This window comes from Lacibacter cauensis (genome assembly GCF_007830055.1).
GTDB lineage: Bacteria > Bacteroidota > Bacteroidia > Chitinophagales > Chitinophagaceae > Lacibacter > Lacibacter cauensis.
Map to the genome: position 1 here is coordinate 538,246 of NZ_VLLE01000002.1, position 20,685 is coordinate 558,930.

Here is a 20,685-nt window from a genome sequence, read left to right on the forward strand (position 1 = left end):
TAGAAGGAGAAACTGCATCAACAAGTTTATGCTCTGGGTAGGGTAAATGCAAAAGTGCTGCCTTTACCTAATTCACTTTGTACCTGTATTTCGCCTCCGTTTTTTTTGAGGAATTCTTTGCAGATCATCAACCCAAGTCCTGTTCCTGCTTCGTTGGCTGTTCCTTTGGTTGTAAAATATTCATCACCAAAAAGTTTTTTGCGGCTTTCCTCACTCATGCCGGTACCGGTATCTTTCACAAATACTTCTACCAATTCACCGCTTTCTCTCACGTTTACTGTAACTTCTCCTTGTTTTGGTGTAAACTTTATGGCGTTGCTAATGAGGTTGCGGAGAACAACTTCAATCATTTCTTTATCGGCATAGATGTATACCGGTTTGTCTGTTTTTGAATTGATGTAAACCTGTTTATTCTCTGCCTGTAAGCGTACCACCTGCTGTACATCCGTTATCAGTTTATTTACATCAATCAGCTGTGGCGATAATGCTTCTCCTTTCATTTGACTTTTGGCCCATTGCAATAAATTTTCCATTAAGTCGGTTGTATACTGCAGGTCTTTTACCACATCCGGAATCAGTATTTTAATTTCTTCTGCAGGTAAATCGTATTCATGTACACTTTTAAAGAGATTGCGTAAGCCGTAGAGCGGCGTGCGTATGTCGTGCGAAATAACCGAAAACAGTTTTGTCTTGAGATTATTCAGTTCACTCAGTTCCTCTTTCTGCTGTTCTATTTCAAGGTTGTATTTATTTAACTCTTCATTGCTGGTAATAATTTCCTGTTGAAATTCTTTGTTTTCTTTTTTGATTAGAAACAGTCCCGCAAAAATTAATGCAATAGACAACGCATGCATAAATACAAAGAATGGATAATTAATTTCAGCCATTACAAATTTGTAGTGATGCTGTACAATGTATACGGCAATATAGCTGATCATGGAAAAGCCGATGGCCACTACGATCAACTTCAGTTCCTGCAAAAAGAACACCGAGAAAACAGCGTAAAGCAGGAAAAATAATTCAATGCCTGCATCAATACTTCCAATATATACCAGCGATGTTATGAGCGGGTATAAAATGAAATACCAAAGCATGGCAAAGTTGTAGTGATGGTGATAGTTGGCGTATAACACTACAAAACTGATGAAAGCAGGAGCTGCAGCAACAATCCATGCAATAAGCGGCAGATAACCATCGTTGCTTAATGCTAATAACGGGGTGAATATGCCGGTAAGTAAGCCGAAGAAGTTAATAAGATTAAAGATGCCCAGTCTTCGTTTGCTGTAGCTGTCCATTTCATCGGTATAACCAATCGTCTTAATGCGTTGCAAAGAGAAACGGCTCATTTGTTTCGATTCAGTTTGTTCCAGTACTTGCATAATATAGGTTTTACGGAGTGTAAACACAGGGTAACAGCGTAAAAGAAACCAGCACGTTGCCTCTTTTGCTAAGTGTTTACACGTTGCAACATTCGTATTTCATGAGTAGTTTGGATGTCATAGGTTTGTCTGATGGCACGAACGGTAAAATAGGCTGATGAATAGTACAAAAGGTGGCGCATGCAGTCGTGCTAAAATGAAAAAGCATCATTCAATTACATGAATGATGCCTGTAAATCCGAGGATGAAATTATTTAGTCGTTCACTTTAAAGTTGAACTGTACCGTTACCGTTGATTCCTGATCGCTTGGATCGAATTTGATATTCCGCAGGTATTCGGTAATCGCAGTAGCATATGCCTGGCTGTACGATGTGGAGCGTGGACCAATGCGTACAAATGTACCACGACCTTCGGGCGACACTCTGATGATGGCATAAATGGTTGCTTTATCCAGATCGCCGGAGAACGAATAGTATTTAATGATTTTGCGGTTACCACTTGTTACACGTGGTCCGCCGCTTGTACCTGTACCGCCATTACCATTGTAGTTATCGCTGTTCGGATTACCACCGGGTTTGCCTTGATTGCCTGTACCGCCTGCAATACCCTGGTTGCGACTGTTGTTATACGTATCGGAATTATTACCACCTGTTCCTGTGCCACCGCCATAAACCGCTTTTGGTTTTTGCGGAGGTGCAGGTTTGGGATTGGCAACTGTTGTTGTTGCAGGCTTGGGGGTTGTTACCGGAGGATTTTCTTTCGGAATTACTTTTGTTGGCTTGGTAACAGTTGCCGGTTTATTTATTTCAGGTGCTTCCGGATCATCCCGTTCGCTTACTTCTTTTTCGGTTTCCTGTACCGGTTGTTCTATTTGTTGTTGAGGAGCCGCTTCTTCCTGTGCTACTTCAGGTGCCGGATCGCCGGGAACCATGGGTTCAATATCGCCAAAACCAATATCGCTGTTGCCGAGGTTCACCTCAATACCTTCTTCTGGTTTAGGAGGAGGTGCAGGCACAGCCATTGCAATAGTGATAATGAAAAATAAAAACAACAGTGCTGCATGCACTACAATCGTAATTGCTGCTGCTTTTACATTCTTTTGATTATCTGTTGCGTTCATGGTTATTGCTTGGTTCATCGAAATTACTTCTTTTCTCTTTAACGATGGAAAACCGTGCCCGATTGCACAGCATAAACCAAGCTTTAAGAAAACCTTTACATTCTTATTAACCGATCTTCTTATACAGCGAATATGGAAGCCACTTCAGCAGCCATGCAATCAATGCCCATCGTTTGGTTACCTGTACACGTCTTTTTTTATGCATGATTGCGTTGAAGATCTGATCGGTTGCTTTTGGTAGTGGCGCAATCCAAAATAATTGTGAGCCTTTGGCCATATCGGTTTGTACATAACCGGGTTGAACATCGGTAACAACAATGTTCTTTTTTAACCGTCCGGCTTTAATGCTGATGCCTTCAAGATAATTACTCATATAGGCTTTACTTGCATTGTAAGCAGGTGCCCAGCTGCTGCCACGATATGATGCAATGGATGAGATACCAACGATCTGTCCGTGTTGCCGTTGCACAAAATAGTTGAAAGCGTAGTTGGTTGTGTCAATAAATCCATTGACGTTGATGCGGGTGGTTTGTTCATCATGCTCCCAGCTGAGTTCTTTGCTTGCTTCGCCGAAGCCACTGTTGTAAATGAAGATGTCCATACCGCCCAGCTCATCAATTAATTGTTGCAGGTGCTTTCGGTTTTCATTGCCTGTAACATCAAACACGGCTGTTTTTACCTGCTGCGGATGTTGTTGCTGCAGTTCATCGAGCAGATTTTTTCTGCGGCCGGTAATACCAACCATTGCTCCGTTGCGGAGAAAACGTTCGGCCAAAGCACGGCCAATGCCCGATGTTGCGCCAATGATGATGACTTTCTGCATCTGTTATTTTCGTTTTAGCAAAGCACTGTTATCAATTGCAAGTCCGGCTACAATAAGCAGGAAACTCACTACATGAATATAGCTGATCTTTTCGCCCAAAATAGCCACGGCTTCCATGGTGCTGAAAATAGGAATGAGGTTACCGAACAAAGAGGTACGTCCTGCACCTAGTTCTTTAATAGATCGGTTCCAGAACAGAAAGGAAAGAACCGATGCACCTGCACCCAGGTAAAGAATCACCAATACGGTTTGCATACTCCATTGCACCGGTGCGGCATAAGTGGCTTCGGCTATATAAGCTGGAAAAAGCAACACTGCTCCAATGAGAAATACAAAAAACAAAAAGCCCAAAGCAGAAATAGCTGCCGGACGTTTACGTGTAAAAATATTGTAGATGGCGAAGCTTAATGCACCAAGTAATACCCATGCATCGCCTTTGTTAAACTGTAAGTGCAACAGGTTTTGAAAAAAGCCTTTGCTTAACAGAAAAAGAATGCCTGCAATGCAAAGCAACATGCCGAGTAAACGTCGCCACGAAATTGGTTCTTTTAAAATAACAGAAGCGAGTAATACCGACATGATGGGCGAGGAGGTGGTGCCGATCAATGCAAGATTAATTGCTGTTGAACTATGCCCGGCTATGTACACAAAGGTGTTGAAGAGACTTACACCGGTCAACCCCGTCCAAAAAAAATAAGCTTTGTTTTCTTTTACAATTTGCCAGGCTGGTTTGATGTGTTTCCAGGCAATGGGTGTTAAGATAAGTACAGCTGTTGCCCAACGATAAAATGCCAAGGTTATCGGCGGAATAGTATTCATTACTGCACGTGCCACTATAAAGTTGCCACTCCAGATAATCGTTGCTGCCACAGCCAGTAAAATACCCAGCGATACGTTTGGTTGATTGCCTTCCTTCATGAGGCAAAGATACCGGGCTGCGGGTTTGTTAATACATTTTCAACACAGAGAACAGGGTTTTAGAGAAATTAGAGCATGAATCCGAATGTTAAAAACAAAAGAGCATAATCATTATGAATTACATGCATCGATACACTTGATCAAACTCCTTTTCTCTTTTTCTCTGTGTTGAAATTTTATTGAAACGCTTTCTCTTTCAGCAACGGATACAATTTCCACAAACCAAACAATGGTCCTGGTGCCAACAGCAATAATACCAATGGAGATTGCAGCCATGCTTCAAACAAATAATTGAGCAAATAGATACTGGCAACAGTAATGGAAAAACCAATGCAGGTTACAATGGTTAAGGCTGCACCTTTATTTTCAGCAACGGCTGTTTGCGCAACAATGGATGAAAATTGCGGTGAATCGGCTACTACTGCAATGCCCCAAATAAACATGAACAATAAAAATAAGGGTGCAGGTAAATTGTAACTGAAATAAGCCAGCAAACAACAGGCACAGGAAATACACAAGGCAGCAAACGCCACTTTTGCACTGCCGTATCGTTTGGTTAAATAGCCGCCCACTACACAACCAACAGCACCTGCAGCAATAATGCTGAACGACCAAAAGGGAACATTAAGCAGAGCATGCTGTTTGTTTACATAGAGCGTAAGCAACACCGGTACAAAAGCCCAGAACGCATATAACTCCCACATATGCCCGAAATAACCGAACGATGCCGAACGGAAATTGGCAAAACGAAAACTCTGTTGAAAAGCAGTAAACGAATAATGCAGACTTGTTTTGGCAAACGGTCCACGAGGAATGAACAATACAATCACTAATCCACCGATGGTTGCAAAAGAAGACGTCATCAGTAACACCACTCGCCAGTTATATTCCCAGCCTGCTTGTTTTAATAAATGCGGAAAGGCGGTGCCCAGCACCAATGCGCCTACCAAATAGCCCAATGCTTTGCCCAATCCTTTTTCGTACCATTCGGCAGCGATCTTCATACCAACCGGATAAATACCGGCAAGAAAGAATCCAACCAAAAAACGGGATAGGATTAAACTGCTGATTTGCAGATCGGGCAGGAGAATAATGAGATTGGCAAGTGCAGCCAATACCGACGAAAGAAAAAACACTGTCGATGGTTTAAACCGGTCGGCAATTGCAAACACCGCATACACAAATGTGCCGGTAATAAAACCAATTAATACCGATGATGTAACCAATGCCAATGCACCTTGCTGCAGTTGAAAGGTTTTGCTTATTTCGGGAAGAATTGCATTGCCACTAAACCACAAGGAAGTGCCTGCAAATTGCGATAACACAATGAGTGGAAGAATATGGTTGGGACGTTGCATAAACAGTGCTCAACTTACGGAAAGTAATGAGAATGAAAAAGGGTTGTTCATTTCCGGAACAACCCTTTTTGTAGAAAACGTAGATTATTTTTTTGGAGCACCAAGTACACAAAGTGGTTCACAAAGAACGCAAAGAATACATGATGAACTTTGTGCTTTCCTCTGTGCCCTTTGTGTAACTCTTTAGCTTACCAATGCGCAAAATCTTCCTGGTAGTTTCCTTTAATGCGTTCAATCGGCGGATTGAAATAACCAAACTTCAGATCCGGGAATTCTTCACGGATCAGTTCCTGCAATTGTTTTACACCCATGATTTCACCTGTGTCGGTAACACCGAGTTTACCAAGGTACCAATCAGGATCAATATTGAAATTGCGCCACTGGATCATCTTCAAACCGGTTTCTTTAATGAGTTTGCGTAGTGCTTCATACTCCTCCACACTATCCGTCATTCCCGGGAACACAAAATAATTGATGCTGGTCCAGCCACCAAAGCTGTTCATCACTTTCAAACTCTCCACAATATCTTCAAACGAATAGTTGTTGGGACGATAGTACGCTTCGTAAATATGTTTGCGTGCACTGTTGGTGCTTACACGAATACTGTCTAACCCCACTTCGCACAATGCTTTTACAGCAGCTGGGTTCGATCCGTTGGTGTTGATATTGATGCTGCCTTTTTGAGTATGCTTACGGATTTCGATAATGGCTTCACGCATGGTTTCCCACATCAGCAACGGTTCGCCTTCGCAACCTTGTCCAAATGAAACAATCGGGAAGGGGGCTGTTTCCAAATGCGGTACGGTGAACTCAACTACTTCTTCAGCGGTTGGCTTAAAGGTTAAACGATCCTGCGGACTTTGAATGGTTTCTTCCTGTGGCTGAAACGAAATACAACCAATGCAATTGGCATTACATGCAGGTGAAATCGGAATAGGGCATTCCCAACGACCCATCGCAAAATTTCTGGCGGCAGGACAGTTATACGTTTGGCAACAGTTTTCCATTAAATGTTTCACCAAACGGTTATGCGGATAGGCTTTTACCAATGCTTCGGCACCGGTTTCAATTTTTTCATCATCATAGCCTTTGCATTCCTGGCGAATGTCGTCTTCAATACGCACAGCCGTTACATAAAACTGATCGTTGTGCCAACCGGCAGCGGTATAACAAAAGAGGGGAAGTGTTTCGGCGTCGGGCTCGCTTTCAAATGCGGCAAAGTACAAACTGGTATGTGCCGGCGGAACAAAGGCAGCTACTGCCCAGCCCTTTTCGCACAAACGCATTTCGCCTGTTTCCACATCAATACCAATGCCTTTGCGACCGGGTAATTCGTACAGGTTCCCGCCATCGGGTAAAACGATCCAGTCTTCTTCGGGTACAGGAAAAGCATCCCAACCTTCACGCCCAACAGCATACAGCGTTGTGTCTTCAAAAATATTTCCGTTTCCGTCGGAATAAAGTAAGTAAGGAGAATGATCTAAAGCCATAGTGAATTGTCAATTGTGAATGGTGAATGTGCGGTTTGGCTTATTCACCATTGACCATTCACTATTCACTTTTCAGATAATGACTGCAAAATTCGTGAATTTGTTCCAGTTCGTCGAAAGCAATTGCTTTTTGGAATTCAAAACGGTGAATTTTATTTTTTGTGGTGTGGATGGTGATACTGTGGGGCAGGGCTTCCATTGACTGGATCTGTGCCCATTCGATTTCTTTATCCTTGGGGAAATGCGAAATAGTTACACCAAGGTGATGCACCGAAACCCGCTCGGTCTGGATCACTTTCTTTTCGCAATGAAAAACATAGTAATACATGCCCGTTGCCAGGAACAGGAATGCGGCCGTAGCCCACGATTGATCGAGCAGGGCAAGAATACCCAAACCGCCAAATACCAATACTTCAATAAAACGGAAGGTCGCATTCAGGCGGCTCGATTCTTCGGCAAAGCCACGCAGGAAAGCAACCGTCATTACGTCAACAGCTATTACAATTTCACAAAAGGCTGTAATGCGGTTATCCATACGAAACTCATACGAACCGGCGGCGAGAAACACAGCTCCTGCCAGGAAATGCAATACAGGGCTTATCTTCTTTAAATTGTTGTACGAGGGGTGTACAATTGAAACTGAAAGTGGTGAAGCCATAGCAGTAGGTTTTTGATGAGATGCAGGCTTTTACTTTTTCCATAAAAAAAGTAAAGAGGTGTTGCCGCACCTCTTTAAAGTTACTACCAATTACATACTTGGTTTATGTTTTTTTATCTGGAATATCCGTGAAAGGTTAAACCCAAACCTTATTTCGCCTTTGCTCCAGGTGTTGTAGGTTTCGGTAATAAAGGCCCGCTCGTTCATACCGGTGGCGTTGGAGAAATGCAGTTGAAATACGTGTCCGCCTGTTTCAATATCTATACCGACTGAGAGAGGATTGTAGTTCAATCCTTTTTCAATACCATTCGCTACGTAATAATAATCGGCTGTTAAGGCAATGCGGCTGGTTAGTTTAATACGGCCACCAACACCTAAAGCAAACACATCGTTTGGCTGTGTGTGCACCGGTACCAGGTTGGTGTGCACCATTGTTGGCGAGAGTTGCAACGATAAGGCTTCGGAAAATTTCCTGCCAACGATCACCTGGTAATAATAGCCGAGGCGTGAGGAAAAATAATTGTTGATCGTTGGATCGGCCCATGGTTGCGTGTTCATGGTTATACCTGCCACCAAGGCAACAGTAACAGGTGAAGCTCCTTCGCCTTTTGCCTGCATGATCGGTGCATATTTTATAAAACCATCCAGCTCTTTTTTAAACGTACTTCTTCCTACGCCAACCATCAGGTTACGGTACAAACCAAAGTCGAAGCCCATACGCATACTGGCCTGGTCTAGTCCAAAAAAGTTTTTATAGCCCTGATCCAGTTGTCCGAAGCGATGGAGTATACGAAAATCCATGGTGCCGGGTGCGAGGAACTCCATTGAATGCCCGTTAATCACTCTCGACGATTTGAAAGCATATTTAACGAACTCCTTTTTGGGGTTGTCTTTCTCCACCAGTTTCAGCAGATCTTCGGTTTCCTGTGCTTTTGCTGCAGTTGCACATAGCAGCAACAGCAGCAGTTTTAAGAAATGATTGGTCATTGCAGTTATGGGTTTACATGTTATTATTTGAGAACATCGAGTGTACAATCAACTTTAATGGTTGCTGTTTTCGCTACTTTATCAGCCACCAGTTGCGGCACAGTAATTTTATAATCGGCAAGTGTTACAGCAAATTCAGCTACGGCAATAAGCTTTCCGTTTTTAACGGTAACAGTGCCGGATGTTTCTACCGTTTTTGTTTCGCCATGCATGGTGAGGTTGCCACTTACTTTCACATTATACACACCATCTTTTGCATAGTTTACATTGCTGTTATTGGTGATTGTTCCTTTAAATTCTGCTTTCGGAAACTTGTTGCTCTCAACATAGTTCTCATTAAAGTGTTCCTGCATCAAAGCTCGTTCAAATTCAAAACTCTTCATTAGTAAAGAAAATTGCAGGTTGCCTGTTTTTGTATCGAGCACACACACCGCAGTTTTGGTAATGGCATTTACATTTTCAGGCGACTTAGGCGATGTAGCATCGAAATAAATTTTACCCGACTTAGTGAAATATTTATCCTGTGCATTTGTGATGGTTGCAAGTAATGTGGCACAGATTACGATCAGTATTGTTTTCATTGTAAATAATTGTGTGTTTGAAAAGGGGTTATTGTTTTACCAATACACAGCGGTTAAGAATGATATCTGCGCCAAGGCCAAGCTCATCGGTATTGTAACCTGTACAGATACCTTTGATGGTAATGCTGCTGTTGGGTTTAAGTGCAGCAACGGCCTGTGTTTCCAAACTGTCGGCACTGCAACGGATGGAAGACATAGAACTGCTGTTGCCCAGGATAACTGTGCTGTTGCCGGTATCATCTGTTTCAACAGCTTTAACAGTTCCTGTAACGGCAATTACCTTTCCGCTGTATTTTGCTGTTGCCGTTTTTTCATCGGCAGCAAATTCGTTGAGCAATTGCTGTTCCTGCAAAGTAAAGTCGGCTGTTGCTGCTGACAGATTTTTTGGCTTACGGTTAAACTCTTTGTACATATAAAATGCAAGAGCTGCTGCAAGCACCAGTAGTAGAAGCATTACATATCGTATGATCGATTTCTTTTTCATCTGCATTTGTTTAATTGTTTGGTGCTCCTGCATCGATCCATTTTTTTATAGCCGATAGCTGGCAGTTATTAAGTTTAGCCATGCCTTTGGGCATTGCCGAATAACCGGACGCATGCGTAACGGAGCCATATAACTTACCGTTAACGGCAATTGTTTTATCGTTGGTATATGAGCCCATCAGTACACCACCTCCCGTAGATGTGTTGTTATGACAACTGTAGCACTGCTGTTGAAAAAGCGGAACAATGGTTTGGTTGTAAGAAACATTCGTGGCTGTATCGCAAGTGCCTGCTGATGGATATAATAAATCGGCCGCATCGTAATAACAGGAGCTGAGTACTGTTGTAAATACAACGAGCAATAAAATAATTATTCGGTTCATACGTGGATATTTAGTTGTTCTGAGATCCTGCATCGATCCATTTTCTGATTTGTGTTATTTCGCAATCGGGTAATTTAATGCCACCTTTGGGCATGGCAGAAACACCTGACGACCATATTACCGAACCATACAGTTTGCCGGTTAACGCCGATGCTTTTACACCTGTATAGGTTGAAAGATCGACACCGCCTCCAAGAGATGCAGGATTATGGCACCCCTGGCACTTGTTCTGCATAATCGTTTTAATAGCTGTGCTGTATTTAAAATCTACTGTATCGCATTTATCGCAGGCATTGTTTTTTGCCCCCTGGTTGATCCATTTTTGCAAGGCTGCTTTTTGTTCGGTTGTCCACGCTGGTGCAGGTGGTGGTGGCATCCGTTCATTATCTGTACGAACGATCACTTTGTACAATTTACTGTTGGCTGCATTTCCCGCAACTACATAACGCATAATGTTATTGTAGCTTGTAAGTACCACACCTTCGGCGTGTGAAGCTGCATCATGACATCCGGCAATTGCACAGCTTGAATTAATGAGTGGAAAAATAGTATTGGCAAAATAAACAGAGTCGGGGCTGCAGGGGCGGCCAACCGATCCGGGTAAACCGGATATACCTCCGGGTAACCCGGTTTCAGGACCAGCAGGTATTTCGTGTTTACAGGAATACAGGATTGCGGCAGTAACAGTAATGAAAATTACCACTGCAGAAACATGCTTGTTCATACGTGTTGATTTAATTGTACGGTAATAGGCACAGCGTAACTGTTTACACTGTGAATCAGATAAAAGATTAAACGGTATAAAAACTTACACCGCTACATCGGGAGGTTGATGAATTGCGTAAAGATGTCCTGCAAGGGTTGATGACGAATAAGGTACAGCGATCCTTTCCAGATCAACAAAAAATTGATTGGATTTAAACGAAGCAAGAGGTTGAGGGATGATTACCTGCGCAGTAACCGGATGATGCAAATGTTTAAAAGGCAGATTATTGTCTTCCGTATTGTCAGAACTCATACCATCATCGCCTATGTAATGCTGCACTAGAAATGTTACAAAGCCAATGGATGGATTGAGCTGATGATGCCATTTATAATGCTCTGCCATTTTTGGTAAACTCAACAGTTGACCAAATTCTGTATAGCCCAAAAGCTGTACAGCCAATAAGAATATTGCAAAATACCTGCGCATGCTATGACAAAAACCTGACAATAATCGTGCCGTCTGTTTTTTACAGCCTGTTAATCTTCGGTTTTATTTTTTAAGCTCATTAAAACGGTATAAGCACCTTTGCCTACAATTTCTTTTTGCTGAAGGGCATCGCCATTTAAAATTTCGGTGAAGCCTTTTTCGCTGATGCCGGTCTGCACTTCGGTCAGTTCAAATTGCTTTTCTGATTTTTTCACAAACACATAATGCTTGTTTTCGAAACGCACCACTGCATCTTCAGGTACAACCCAGGCAGCTTTGTTTTTTACTTCCACTTCGGCATTCATATACGTACCGGGGATCAGCGTTTTATCGTATGCTTCAAAATGGCAATGCACTTCGGTGTTTCGTTCATCGTTGAGGTCTTTACCAATCAACAGAATTTCGCATTCGTGTTTGTTCGAAGGATCGTTATTGGTATATGCAACCAGTTTCTGACCGATAAACAGTTTGTTGACATCCTTTTCAAAAACAGTGAGTGCAAGATGAATGTCGGTGGGATTAATCAGTTCAAACAACACATCAGTAGGCGCTACATATTTTCCGATGTTCACGTTTACTGCCGAAACATATCCATCAATAGGCGAAAAGATCTGGATGCTGCGGGTGATATTCGATTCATCTAAACGGCTTAAGTTGATGCCGGCGAGTTTTAATTTTTCTGCAAGTGCACTGGTCAACACTTTCTGGCTTCTGAATTCGGCTTCGGCCTGCTGATAGGTTTTATCGCTGCTGGCTTTGCTTTCGTTCAGCTCTTTCTGGCGGTTGTATTCATTTTCAAGAAAAGGAAGTTTGGCTTTGGCTGTTAAATAATCCTGTTGCAGCTGAATATATTGCTGGTCTTCAATTACTGCAATTACTTCACCTTTCTTTACATGCAAACCGGGCAGGAGTTTGGTAGATTTGAGATAGCCGCCCATGGGCACACTGATGGATACAATATTCTGCGGCGGCACATCAATTTTGCCATTGAGTTTAAGCATCGATGAAATTTGCTGCTGTTGCAGTTTGGTTATTTCAAGCGCTGCATTTTTTAATTGCGCATCGGTTAATGTAACCAGGCTTTCAACTGCCTGTTCGGTTGTTGCTTCTGCCGTTTTTGTTTTACCACCACAAGCCTGTAACAATAATGCAGTGCTGAATAATATGAATGCGTATTTCATTTCGAATAATTTATTGATTGCTGTAATAGTTTAATTGAATGCTGCTTTCGTTGAGATTTTTTACCGCTTCGAGATAATCGCTTTTGATACCTGTTGCCTGGTTGATTAACATAAACCATTCGAGGTAATTGATTAATCCGCTGTTGAATTGTTTGTTGGCGGTTGTTAAGATCAACGTGGCATTCTGCAGACCGGTTTTTTCAAAATAATCAACACTTTCTTTGTACTTGAGGTATTGTTGTTGTGCCGATTGATAATGCGTGTTCAATTCGTTCATGCTTACCATGTATTGATTGGCCGCAAGCTGTTTGCTGAATTTTGCACTGTTGATCTTTGCTTTTTGTGCTTTGGCAAAAACAGGAATACCAATCCCAACCTGCATCGATTGAAAACGATAGGATGAAGGATAGAAATTGTTATCGGCGCCGGTACCACGTATACTGGTGCTGAACAAGCCCAGCGACAGATCGGGGAGGAGCTTTGCTTTTTCTACGGCAATGGCTGCATCTGCAATCTGTTGCTGTTGTTTAATGAACGCAATGTTTGGATGATTGCTCAATTCGGCCGGTGCAAGTTGAACTGTATGCTTCAATTCTTTTGTGGATACAGTAAACGCTGTTGTTGAGTTGAGCAATAACTGGAACTGCAATTGTACAAGTGCCTGGTCTTTTTGCAACTGCTGACGTTGCAAACGAATTTGTCCCAACTGTGTTTCGGCTGTTGCTTTTTCCAGCACATTGCTTTCGCCTTTTTGTAAACGCAATTCGGTTAAACGATAAAATGCACTGTATAAACTATCGGCTTCCTGCAACAGTTGTGCTTTTTGCTGCAGGTATAAGAGATGATAGAATGCAGTTGTTACATCCCGTTTCAGTTCGGCTTCTTTTACTGCAACAAACAACACATTGTTCTTCCATTCTTCGGTTAAGAATGTTTTTTGGGTGCTGTACACTTTCGGAAAGTTGAACGATTGCGAAAGCCCGAATCGGGTATCGTTGTAAATACTGTTGAACTGTCCAACCTCAGCCGATACCGTTGTTTGCGGCACTACCGCAGCAGAACCAATGAGCATTTTTTTGTACTCCGTTACTAACTTCTCCTGCTTCACCTGCAGGTTGTTTTTTAACGCTGTATCAATAGCCGATTGTAAGGTGATCGGTGTTTGTGCGGTAGCTGCAGCTACAGATAAGAGCAATACAATCAGTAAGGTTGGTTTTTTCATTGCTTTTCTTTTTTTGCGTTTTTCAGTTCCTTTTTCAAACAGAACATACAGCCCGGGTAAGACGAATAGTGTTAAAAACGTTGCCACCAATAAGCCACCTATCAATACGGTTGCTAATGGACGTTGCACTTCTGCACCGGCACCTGTACTGAGTGCCATGGGTAAAATACCAAAGGATGCTACAAAGGCAGTCATTAACACCGGACGTAAACGGATTTTTGTTCCCATGACAGCAATCTTTCGTGGATCGGTCCAGCCTTCATCACGCAGGCGATTGAATTCGGAGATCAATACAATGCCATTTAATACTGCTACACCAAACAAGGCGATAAAGCCCACACCTGCAGAAATACTGAACGGCATATCACGCAATGCCAATGCGAAAATGCCACCGGTTGCAGATAATGGGATTGCGGAATAAATCAATAAGCCTTGCTTAATGGAATTGAAGGAGAAGAACAATAGTAAGAAGATGAGCAACAGTGCTACCGGTACTGCAATGGCTAATCTTGCTTTTGCAGCATTCAGGTTTTCAAATGCACCACCATAGGTTACATAATAACCTGCAGGCAGTTTCATTTTCGCTTCTACTTTTTGCTGCAGTTCGTTTACGATCGATTGCACATCTCTGTCGCCCACATTAAAACCAACAATGATTCTGCGCTTGGCATCTTCACGTTGTATCTGGTTAGGACCTTCTTTAATTTCTACGTTTGCCAATTGGTATAACGGCACCTGTGTGCCACCTTTCACCGGTATCAACAGGTTTTGAATGTCTTCAATATTCTTTCGTTTTTCACCGCTCAATCGCACCACCATATCAAAACGCTTTTCTCCTTCGTACACAAAGCCGGTGGCTTCGCCTGCCAGGCCTGTGTTGATGATGTGATTAACGTCGCTGATGTTCAACCCATATTGCGAAATAGCAGCACGGTTGTATTCGATAATGATCTGGGGCATACCGGATACCGGTTCAACATATAAATTCTTGGAGCCTTGTACCGATGAAACCAAATTGCCTAACTGTTGTGCATAATGCGCCAGCGTATCAATGTTCTCACCAAATATTTTACATACCACATCCTGTTTGGCGCCCGTCATCAGTTCATTAAAACGCATCTGCACAGGAAACTGAAAACTTACGGTGATGCCCGGCACTACTGCAACTGCTTTACTCATTTTATCTGCCAAGTCATCAAAGTTTTTTGCAGAGGTCCATTCTTTTTTGTCTTTCAAAATCACCATCATATCCGCAGCTTCCATCGGCATCGGGTCAGTTGGAATTTCGCCACTGCCGATTTTGGTAACCACCTGTTCTACTTCAGGGAATTGTGATTTTAAGATATGTGCAGCTTTCTGTGTGCTTTCAATAGTGGTAGTAAGATTGCTGCCTGTCAACACTCTTGTTTCAACTGCAAAATCGCCTTCTTCCAATGCAGGAATAAATTCGCCACCCAAAGTGGTTAACACAAATACAGAAGCGACGAATAACAATACGGATGCTGCAATCACCCATTTTGAAATGTTGAGAACTTTATTGAGCGCTTTCTGATAATGGAATTCAAAAAACTCCATCATCTTATCAGCAAATGTTTTCTTGTGTGTGAGTTTCCGGCTCATAATCAGCGAACTCATCATGGGTACATAGGTGAGTGAAAGAATGAATGCACCCAGCAATGCAAACGCAATGGTCTGCGCCATGGGAATGAACATCTTTCCTTCAATACCCTGCAACGTAAAGGTTGGCAGATACACAATAAGGATAATGATTTGACCAAAGACTACACTGCGTGCCATTTTACCCGAAGCTGCACTTACTTCTTCGTTCATCTGGTGCTGCGATAATTTGTTTACATGCGTAAAGTGTTTGCTGTGCGTAAGCTGGTGCAATACAGCTTCCACAATAAACACGGCACCATCAACTATCAACCCAAAATCAAGTGCGCCTAAGCTCATCAGGTTACCGATCACGCCAAAGATGTTCATCATAATTACGGCAAACAACATGGCCAGCGGAATAACCGACGCCACTAAAAATCCTGCACGTAAATTTCCAAGGAAGAGAATAAGCACAAACAGTACAATCAATGCACCTTCGATCAAATTTGTTTTAACTGTACCAATGGCATTATTCACCATTTTGGTGCGGTCGAGGAAGGGTTCAATGATGACGCCTTCGGGTAACGATTTCTGTATTTGCGCTACTCGCTCTTTTACATTCTTAATTACTTCGCTGCTGTTGGCGCCTTTCAACATCATTACAACAGCACCGGCAACTTCACCTTCATCGTTGTACGTAAGTGCGCCAAAACGTGTGGCTTGTCCAAAGCGTACATCGGCCACATCACGCACAAAAAGAGGAGTTCCTGCAGAAGTGTTTTTGATGAAAGTTGATTGAATATCTTCCACGCTGCCCACTAAACCTTCGCTGCGGATATACAATACTGTTGGGCCTTTTTCAATATAGGCACCCCCGGTGTTCTGGTTGCTTTTTTCCAATGCCGTAAATACATCGCTCATGGTAATACCCAGCGATTGCAGCTTGTTGGGATCAACTGCAATTTCATATTGCTTTAAACGGCCACCGAAGCTGCTTACATCGGCTACGCCTTTTACGCCCAGCAACTGACGGCGAACGATCCAATCCTGGATGGTTCGTAATTCCATGGCGTCGTATTTGTTTTCGTACCCTTTCTTCGGTCGAACGGTGTACTGGTAGATTTCGCCCAGACCTGTTGTAACTGGTCCTAATGAAATGGAACCGATGCCCGCAGGTATTTCATCTTTTACCTGTTGTAAGCGTTCGGCTACCTGTTGCCTTGCCCAGTAAATATCTACATCGTCATTAAATACAATTGTTACCAACGAAAGGCCGAAGCGGGAGAAGCTGCGGATTTCGTGCAGTCCCGAAATATTGTTATTCGCCAGTTCAATGGGGAAGGTGACTAATCTTTCAATATCTGTTGCACCGAGTGATGGCGCAACAGTAATGACCTGTACCTGGTTATTGGTGATATCGGGCACAGCATCGATGGGGAGTTTGGTAAACTCGTAACTGCCATAACCGATGAGTACTGCTATAAAAAGACCAATAACAAGTTTGTTATTGACAGAAAAACGGATGATTGCATTCAGCATTTAGGAGCTGTTTAAATAAATCAAGAATAGCACTGCTGCTTTGCTTTTGCAAAACGGTAGTGTGTTACAGAAAATAGAATGGAATATGCATCAGCAGGAGCGGGGAGGCTGCCAGATAGAGGAGAGGTAAACTGCTGAAATAAAATCTTCGTTGGGTATAAACCGTTCTACCGTTAAGGCGTGTACGGGTTTGGGTGCGGCAACAAAAAAGGTAGCCGGAACCCCAATACTTAAAACAGCACCGGTATAACCCGTTTTTGATTTAAAAGGTAATTGCTGATCCTTGCTGTAATCGAGATCGACAATGTTCTTATCGTTATAATGTTCTGCAAGAAACTCAATAATACCCAGTTTGTGATTTTGGGCTCTGTGTTCGGCATAATGTTGCATGAGCAAAGGGAACTTCAACAACTGACGTAATTCAGTAGATGAAATGAGATAAGCTCCCAGAAATAATATGCAGATAAGTTTCTTCAACGGCACAAAGATAAACGAAAATCAGCTTTTGGTAAACTTCTGCCTGCAATAAGCGTTTACTTCATCCATTTGCAGCTCGCTGAGTACAGCGCCTGTTTCGTATTGAATGAAGTGATTTTGTATGGTATTGATGGAGACGAAATCGTTTTTAATTAACATGTTGTCTATGTCTTTCCACTCAATAAGACGGGCTTTCAGGTTGGCCGGAATGTGAACGCCTTTTTCATCAATCAATACTTCGCATGGTTTAAAAATTTTACGTTCGGTAAAGAACAGCAACAATAAACCAAGTGCACCAAACACCTGCAGCACTGCACGCAGGCCGTCGTTCATGCTGAGAAAATAGGAGGAGGCATAGAATAAAACTGTTGCCGCCAGCAAGCGGATTAGTCCGTTGGAGCTGTTTTGATTAGCCGACCATTTTTTGCCGGAAAAAGCATAGCTGATGAGGACTAATGCAGTGGCAATTTGCACCACAATAAAAACGAGGTTGGGAGTTGGGTTTTTAAAATCGCCCCATGCATTGGCGATCATCAGAAATCCTGCAAGCAAGTGCAGCAGGCGGGCTGCTTTTTTTTGCTTTTCGAACGGTTCAAAAAAGATGGGTATGTTGTAAGAAGTTGTCACGCTGTAAAGATACAGTTAAATGCGCCACCCATTTAACGGATACGTACAAATTATGCTGCTTGTTATAACGGTATGTATACAAACAACGTAAACCCTTCACCCGGCGCAGAAATAATTTTCGATGTGCCGCTATAAATACTCAACCGGCTGTTGATATTGCGTAAGCCAATACCATTTGGTTTTTTATCGGTTTCCATTCCTTTACCATTATCCCTTATACTCATTTCAATACCTTGGTTTTTTTCTTCAACAACCAGGTGCACTTCAGAAGCTTCGGCATATTTGAGAATGTTAGCGCATTGTTCCTGCGCAATTCTGTAGAGTGCAAGCTTTTGTTTATTGGTTAGTTGCTGATCGATACCAGCGTGAACAAACACGTTAACTGCGGTTTGTACACTTACAAACATGTCTGTTGTTAGTGTTTGTAATAAATTGTGCAGGCTTTCCTGCTCAATATTAGGCGTAACCATTTCGTGCGCCAGTTTCCTGTTTTCTTTAATTACCTCATCTAAACTTTCTACACATTTATCCAACAGGTGTTTATTTTTTTCTACGTTTGATGTGGTAAGCTGCAGCATCATTTTGGTGCCTACCAGGATCTGGTTAATGTTGTCGTGTAGTTCCTGTCCTATAAAGTTGCGTTCCTTTTCCTGCGCATCCAGTGCTGTAGCTGTAATTTCCCGGGCGGCTTTCTGTTGCTGATCGATGAGTTTTTGCTGCAGTTCTTTCCTTTCAGAAATATCACGAATGAATGCACAAAAGAATTCGCCGTCGCCGGTTTTAACGGGTATCATAAACAATTCAATCGGGAATTCTTTTCCGGATTTTTTAAGAGCTGTAAGTTCCAGCATTCTGCCCGATACCTTTTTTTCACCGGTTACAAGATAGTGCGCCATAGCATGATCATGTGCATGTCTGTGTTGTGGCGGAACAATTGTTGTGGTAAGTGTTTGATTTTTTATTTCTTCAAATGTCCAGCCGAAAAGTTCTTCTGCACGTTTGTTCCAGAAAATAAATTTGTTATCGTTGTTTACACAAATGATGGCGTCGAGAGCAGAACTCATAATGAGGTTACGTACTTCTTCGCTCTGTTTTACAGATCGCTCTATTCTTTTTCTTGCGGAAATATCTCGTATAAAAATCGATAGCCCATCCGTTGATGGATAGATATGATTTTCCTGCCAGAGGTCGAGTGGTTCATAATAGTCTTCACTGAAAACATATTTTTGTTCAGTTAACGCCTCTGTTATTGAATGATAAGTTTTACTTCCTACAGCATCCGGAAAAATATCCCAAACATTTTTGCCGATCAGGTCATCTGCGTTCTTTTGTATAAGTTCTGCAGCTTGTTTGTTTAAATAAACATAATTGAAGTTTTTATCGAGCGAAATGAATGCATCTGTAATTCGCTCTACCATTTCCCTGTACTGTTCCTGACTTTTTTGATATGCTAGTTGTATTTCTTTTTTCTCAGTAATGTCATCAAAAATTATCACTAAACCTTCTGATGAAGGATATGCACTTACCGTTGCCCAACGTTTAAAGTGTTCTGAATAATCTTCGATGTGTACCTGCTGTTGTAGTTGCATGGCTCTTTTATAGGCGTTGTAAAATTTTCCGCCAATCAATTGCGGGTATTCATCCCACAGTACTTTGCCTGCAATTTCATCGGGGTTGCATTCAAATATTTCTGCAGCAGTTTTATTCATGTATAAAACACGCCAGTTTTTATCGAGCGCATAAATTCCCTTTTCAATATGTTCAATTAGAAAACGGTATTTCGCTTCGCTCGAACGAAGTTGTATTTCTGCAAGTTGTTTTTCTTTTTTAGCTTCTTTATTGCTGATTGCCTGGTAAATGGCAGAAGGCAACCTGGTTAACCGGTCTTTCAATATATAATCATCAATACCCAGCTTCATAATGTTGATGATAAAATCTTCGTGTACCGTACCCGTAACCAGAATAAACGGTATGTCGGGCAGCAAGTTGCGTACAATTTGTACAGCTTCTCTTGCTTCAAATTGAGGTAGTGAATTGTCTGATAATATAACATCAAATGAATTGTTCGAAAGCGCCGTAATAAAATCGGGCCGGTTATCTACCCATGTACTTTCATACTGCATCTCTTCTTTTCGGAGGGCATGTTTGATCAACTCCACATCAGTGGGGTTGTCTTCCAGAATCAGGATGTTCAGTTTTTTATTCATGGTTATGCATATTCTTATTTTGCAGGAGGTTCATTCAAGAGAAGCCAATAAAAATGGATACTTCGTATGGCAACCGTAAATGCCTCAAAATTTACCGGTTTTACAATATAGCTGTTAACCCCAAGTTGGTAACAACGTTGAATATCCGGATCTTCTTTTGAGGAGGTAAGCATCACTACCGGAATTGTTTTTGTGCGTTCATCAGCCTTAATTGCTTCGAGTACCTCAATGCCATTCACTTTAGGCATCTGAATATCAAGCAAAATGAGTTTAGGCCTTTGCTCAATTAACCTGCCTGTAAATACACCTTTACCAAAAATGTAATCGAGAGCCTGCGAACCATCACTTACATGAAAAAGTTCGTTTACAATATTGTGCTTTTTAAATTCTCTGATGGTGAGTTCGGCATCGTCGATATTGTCTTCTACCAATAAAATGTCAACAGATTTGTGTTGCATAA

At 42.1% G+C, this 20,685-nt stretch carries 19 protein-coding genes; all 19 read right to left on the bottom strand.

Annotated elements, in window-relative coordinates; all coding sequences use genetic code 11:
- Positions 1-26: 26 nt before the first annotated feature.
- A complete protein-coding gene (locus IQ13_RS02280; protein WP_144884090.1) occupies positions 27-1,379 on the bottom strand; it encodes a sensor histidine kinase in 1,353 nt (450 codons plus the stop codon).
- 254 nt (positions 1,380-1,633) lie between these two features.
- On the bottom strand, positions 1,634-2,518 hold the full coding sequence (locus IQ13_RS02285) for a hypothetical protein (protein ID WP_144884092.1): 885 nt from the start codon (positions 2,516-2,518) through the stop codon (positions 1,634-1,636).
- An 88-nt stretch (positions 2,519-2,606) separates the two neighbouring features.
- Complete coding sequence (locus IQ13_RS02290) at positions 2,607-3,323, bottom strand: SDR family NAD(P)-dependent oxidoreductase (RefSeq protein ID WP_144884094.1); 717 nt, start codon at positions 3,321-3,323, stop codon at positions 2,607-2,609.
- 3 nt (positions 3,324-3,326) lie between these two features.
- Positions 3,327-4,241, bottom strand: coding sequence for a DMT family transporter (locus tag IQ13_RS02295; protein ID WP_144884096.1), 915 nt, complete (start codon positions 4,239-4,241; stop codon positions 3,327-3,329).
- Between the two features lie 176 nt (positions 4,242-4,417).
- On the bottom strand, positions 4,418-5,599 hold the full coding sequence (locus IQ13_RS02300) for an MFS transporter (RefSeq protein WP_144884098.1): 1,182 nt from the start codon (positions 5,597-5,599) through the stop codon (positions 4,418-4,420).
- A 188-nt stretch (positions 5,600-5,787) separates the two neighbouring features.
- Complete coding sequence (locus tag IQ13_RS02305; RefSeq protein ID WP_144884100.1) at positions 5,788-7,089, bottom strand: radical SAM family protein; 1,302 nt, start codon at positions 7,087-7,089, stop codon at positions 5,788-5,790.
- Positions 7,090-7,150: 61 nt separating this feature from the next.
- On the bottom strand, positions 7,151-7,747 hold the full coding sequence (locus IQ13_RS02310; protein ID WP_144884102.1) for a hypothetical protein: 597 nt from the start codon (positions 7,745-7,747) through the stop codon (positions 7,151-7,153).
- A 90-nt stretch (positions 7,748-7,837) separates the two neighbouring features.
- A complete protein-coding gene (locus IQ13_RS02315; RefSeq protein ID WP_242009459.1) occupies positions 7,838-8,734 on the bottom strand; it encodes a DUF5777 family beta-barrel protein in 897 nt (298 codons plus the stop codon).
- A gap of 23 nt (positions 8,735-8,757) precedes the next feature.
- Positions 8,758-9,315: a YceI family protein gene (locus IQ13_RS02320; protein ID WP_144884104.1), complete on the bottom strand. Its 558-nt coding sequence runs from the start codon at positions 9,313-9,315 to the stop codon at positions 8,758-8,760.
- 28 nt (positions 9,316-9,343) lie between these two features.
- Positions 9,344-9,799 carry an OB-fold protein gene (locus IQ13_RS02325; RefSeq protein WP_158637283.1) on the bottom strand — a complete coding sequence of 152 codons (456 nt, stop codon included), beginning with the start codon at positions 9,797-9,799 and terminating at the stop codon, positions 9,344-9,346.
- A 10-nt stretch (positions 9,800-9,809) separates the two neighbouring features.
- Positions 9,810-10,181: a cytochrome c gene (locus IQ13_RS02330; RefSeq protein ID WP_144884108.1), complete on the bottom strand. Its 372-nt coding sequence runs from the start codon at positions 10,179-10,181 to the stop codon at positions 9,810-9,812.
- Positions 10,182-10,191: 10 nt separating this feature from the next.
- Complete coding sequence (locus tag IQ13_RS02335; RefSeq protein ID WP_144884110.1) at positions 10,192-10,905, bottom strand: c-type cytochrome domain-containing protein; 714 nt, start codon at positions 10,903-10,905, stop codon at positions 10,192-10,194.
- A gap of 84 nt (positions 10,906-10,989) precedes the next feature.
- Entirely contained in the window at positions 10,990-11,346 is a 357-nt protein-coding gene (locus IQ13_RS02340; protein WP_158637284.1) for a hypothetical protein, read from the bottom strand.
- 77 nt (positions 11,347-11,423) lie between these two features.
- Complete coding sequence (locus IQ13_RS02345) at positions 11,424-12,554, bottom strand: efflux RND transporter periplasmic adaptor subunit (RefSeq protein WP_144884114.1); 1,131 nt, start codon at positions 12,552-12,554, stop codon at positions 11,424-11,426.
- Between the two features lie 10 nt (positions 12,555-12,564).
- Positions 12,565-16,914: a CusA/CzcA family heavy metal efflux RND transporter gene (locus tag IQ13_RS02350; protein WP_144884116.1), complete on the bottom strand. Its 4,350-nt coding sequence runs from the start codon at positions 16,912-16,914 to the stop codon at positions 12,565-12,567.
- A 90-nt stretch (positions 16,915-17,004) separates the two neighbouring features.
- Positions 17,005-17,391, bottom strand: coding sequence for a hypothetical protein (locus IQ13_RS02355; protein ID WP_144884118.1), 387 nt, complete (start codon positions 17,389-17,391; stop codon positions 17,005-17,007).
- A gap of 21 nt (positions 17,392-17,412) precedes the next feature.
- Complete coding sequence (locus IQ13_RS02360; RefSeq protein WP_144884120.1) at positions 17,413-18,018, bottom strand: hypothetical protein; 606 nt, start codon at positions 18,016-18,018, stop codon at positions 17,413-17,415.
- 62 nt (positions 18,019-18,080) lie between these two features.
- The gene (locus IQ13_RS02365; RefSeq protein WP_144884122.1) at positions 18,081-20,225 is read right to left on the bottom strand and encodes a PAS domain S-box protein; all 2,145 of its coding nucleotides are present in this window, start codon (positions 20,223-20,225) and stop codon (positions 18,081-18,083) included.
- 14 nt (positions 20,226-20,239) lie between these two features.
- Complete coding sequence (locus tag IQ13_RS02370) at positions 20,240-20,683, bottom strand: response regulator (protein WP_144884124.1); 444 nt, start codon at positions 20,681-20,683, stop codon at positions 20,240-20,242.
- Positions 20,684-20,685: the final 2 nt, after the last annotated feature.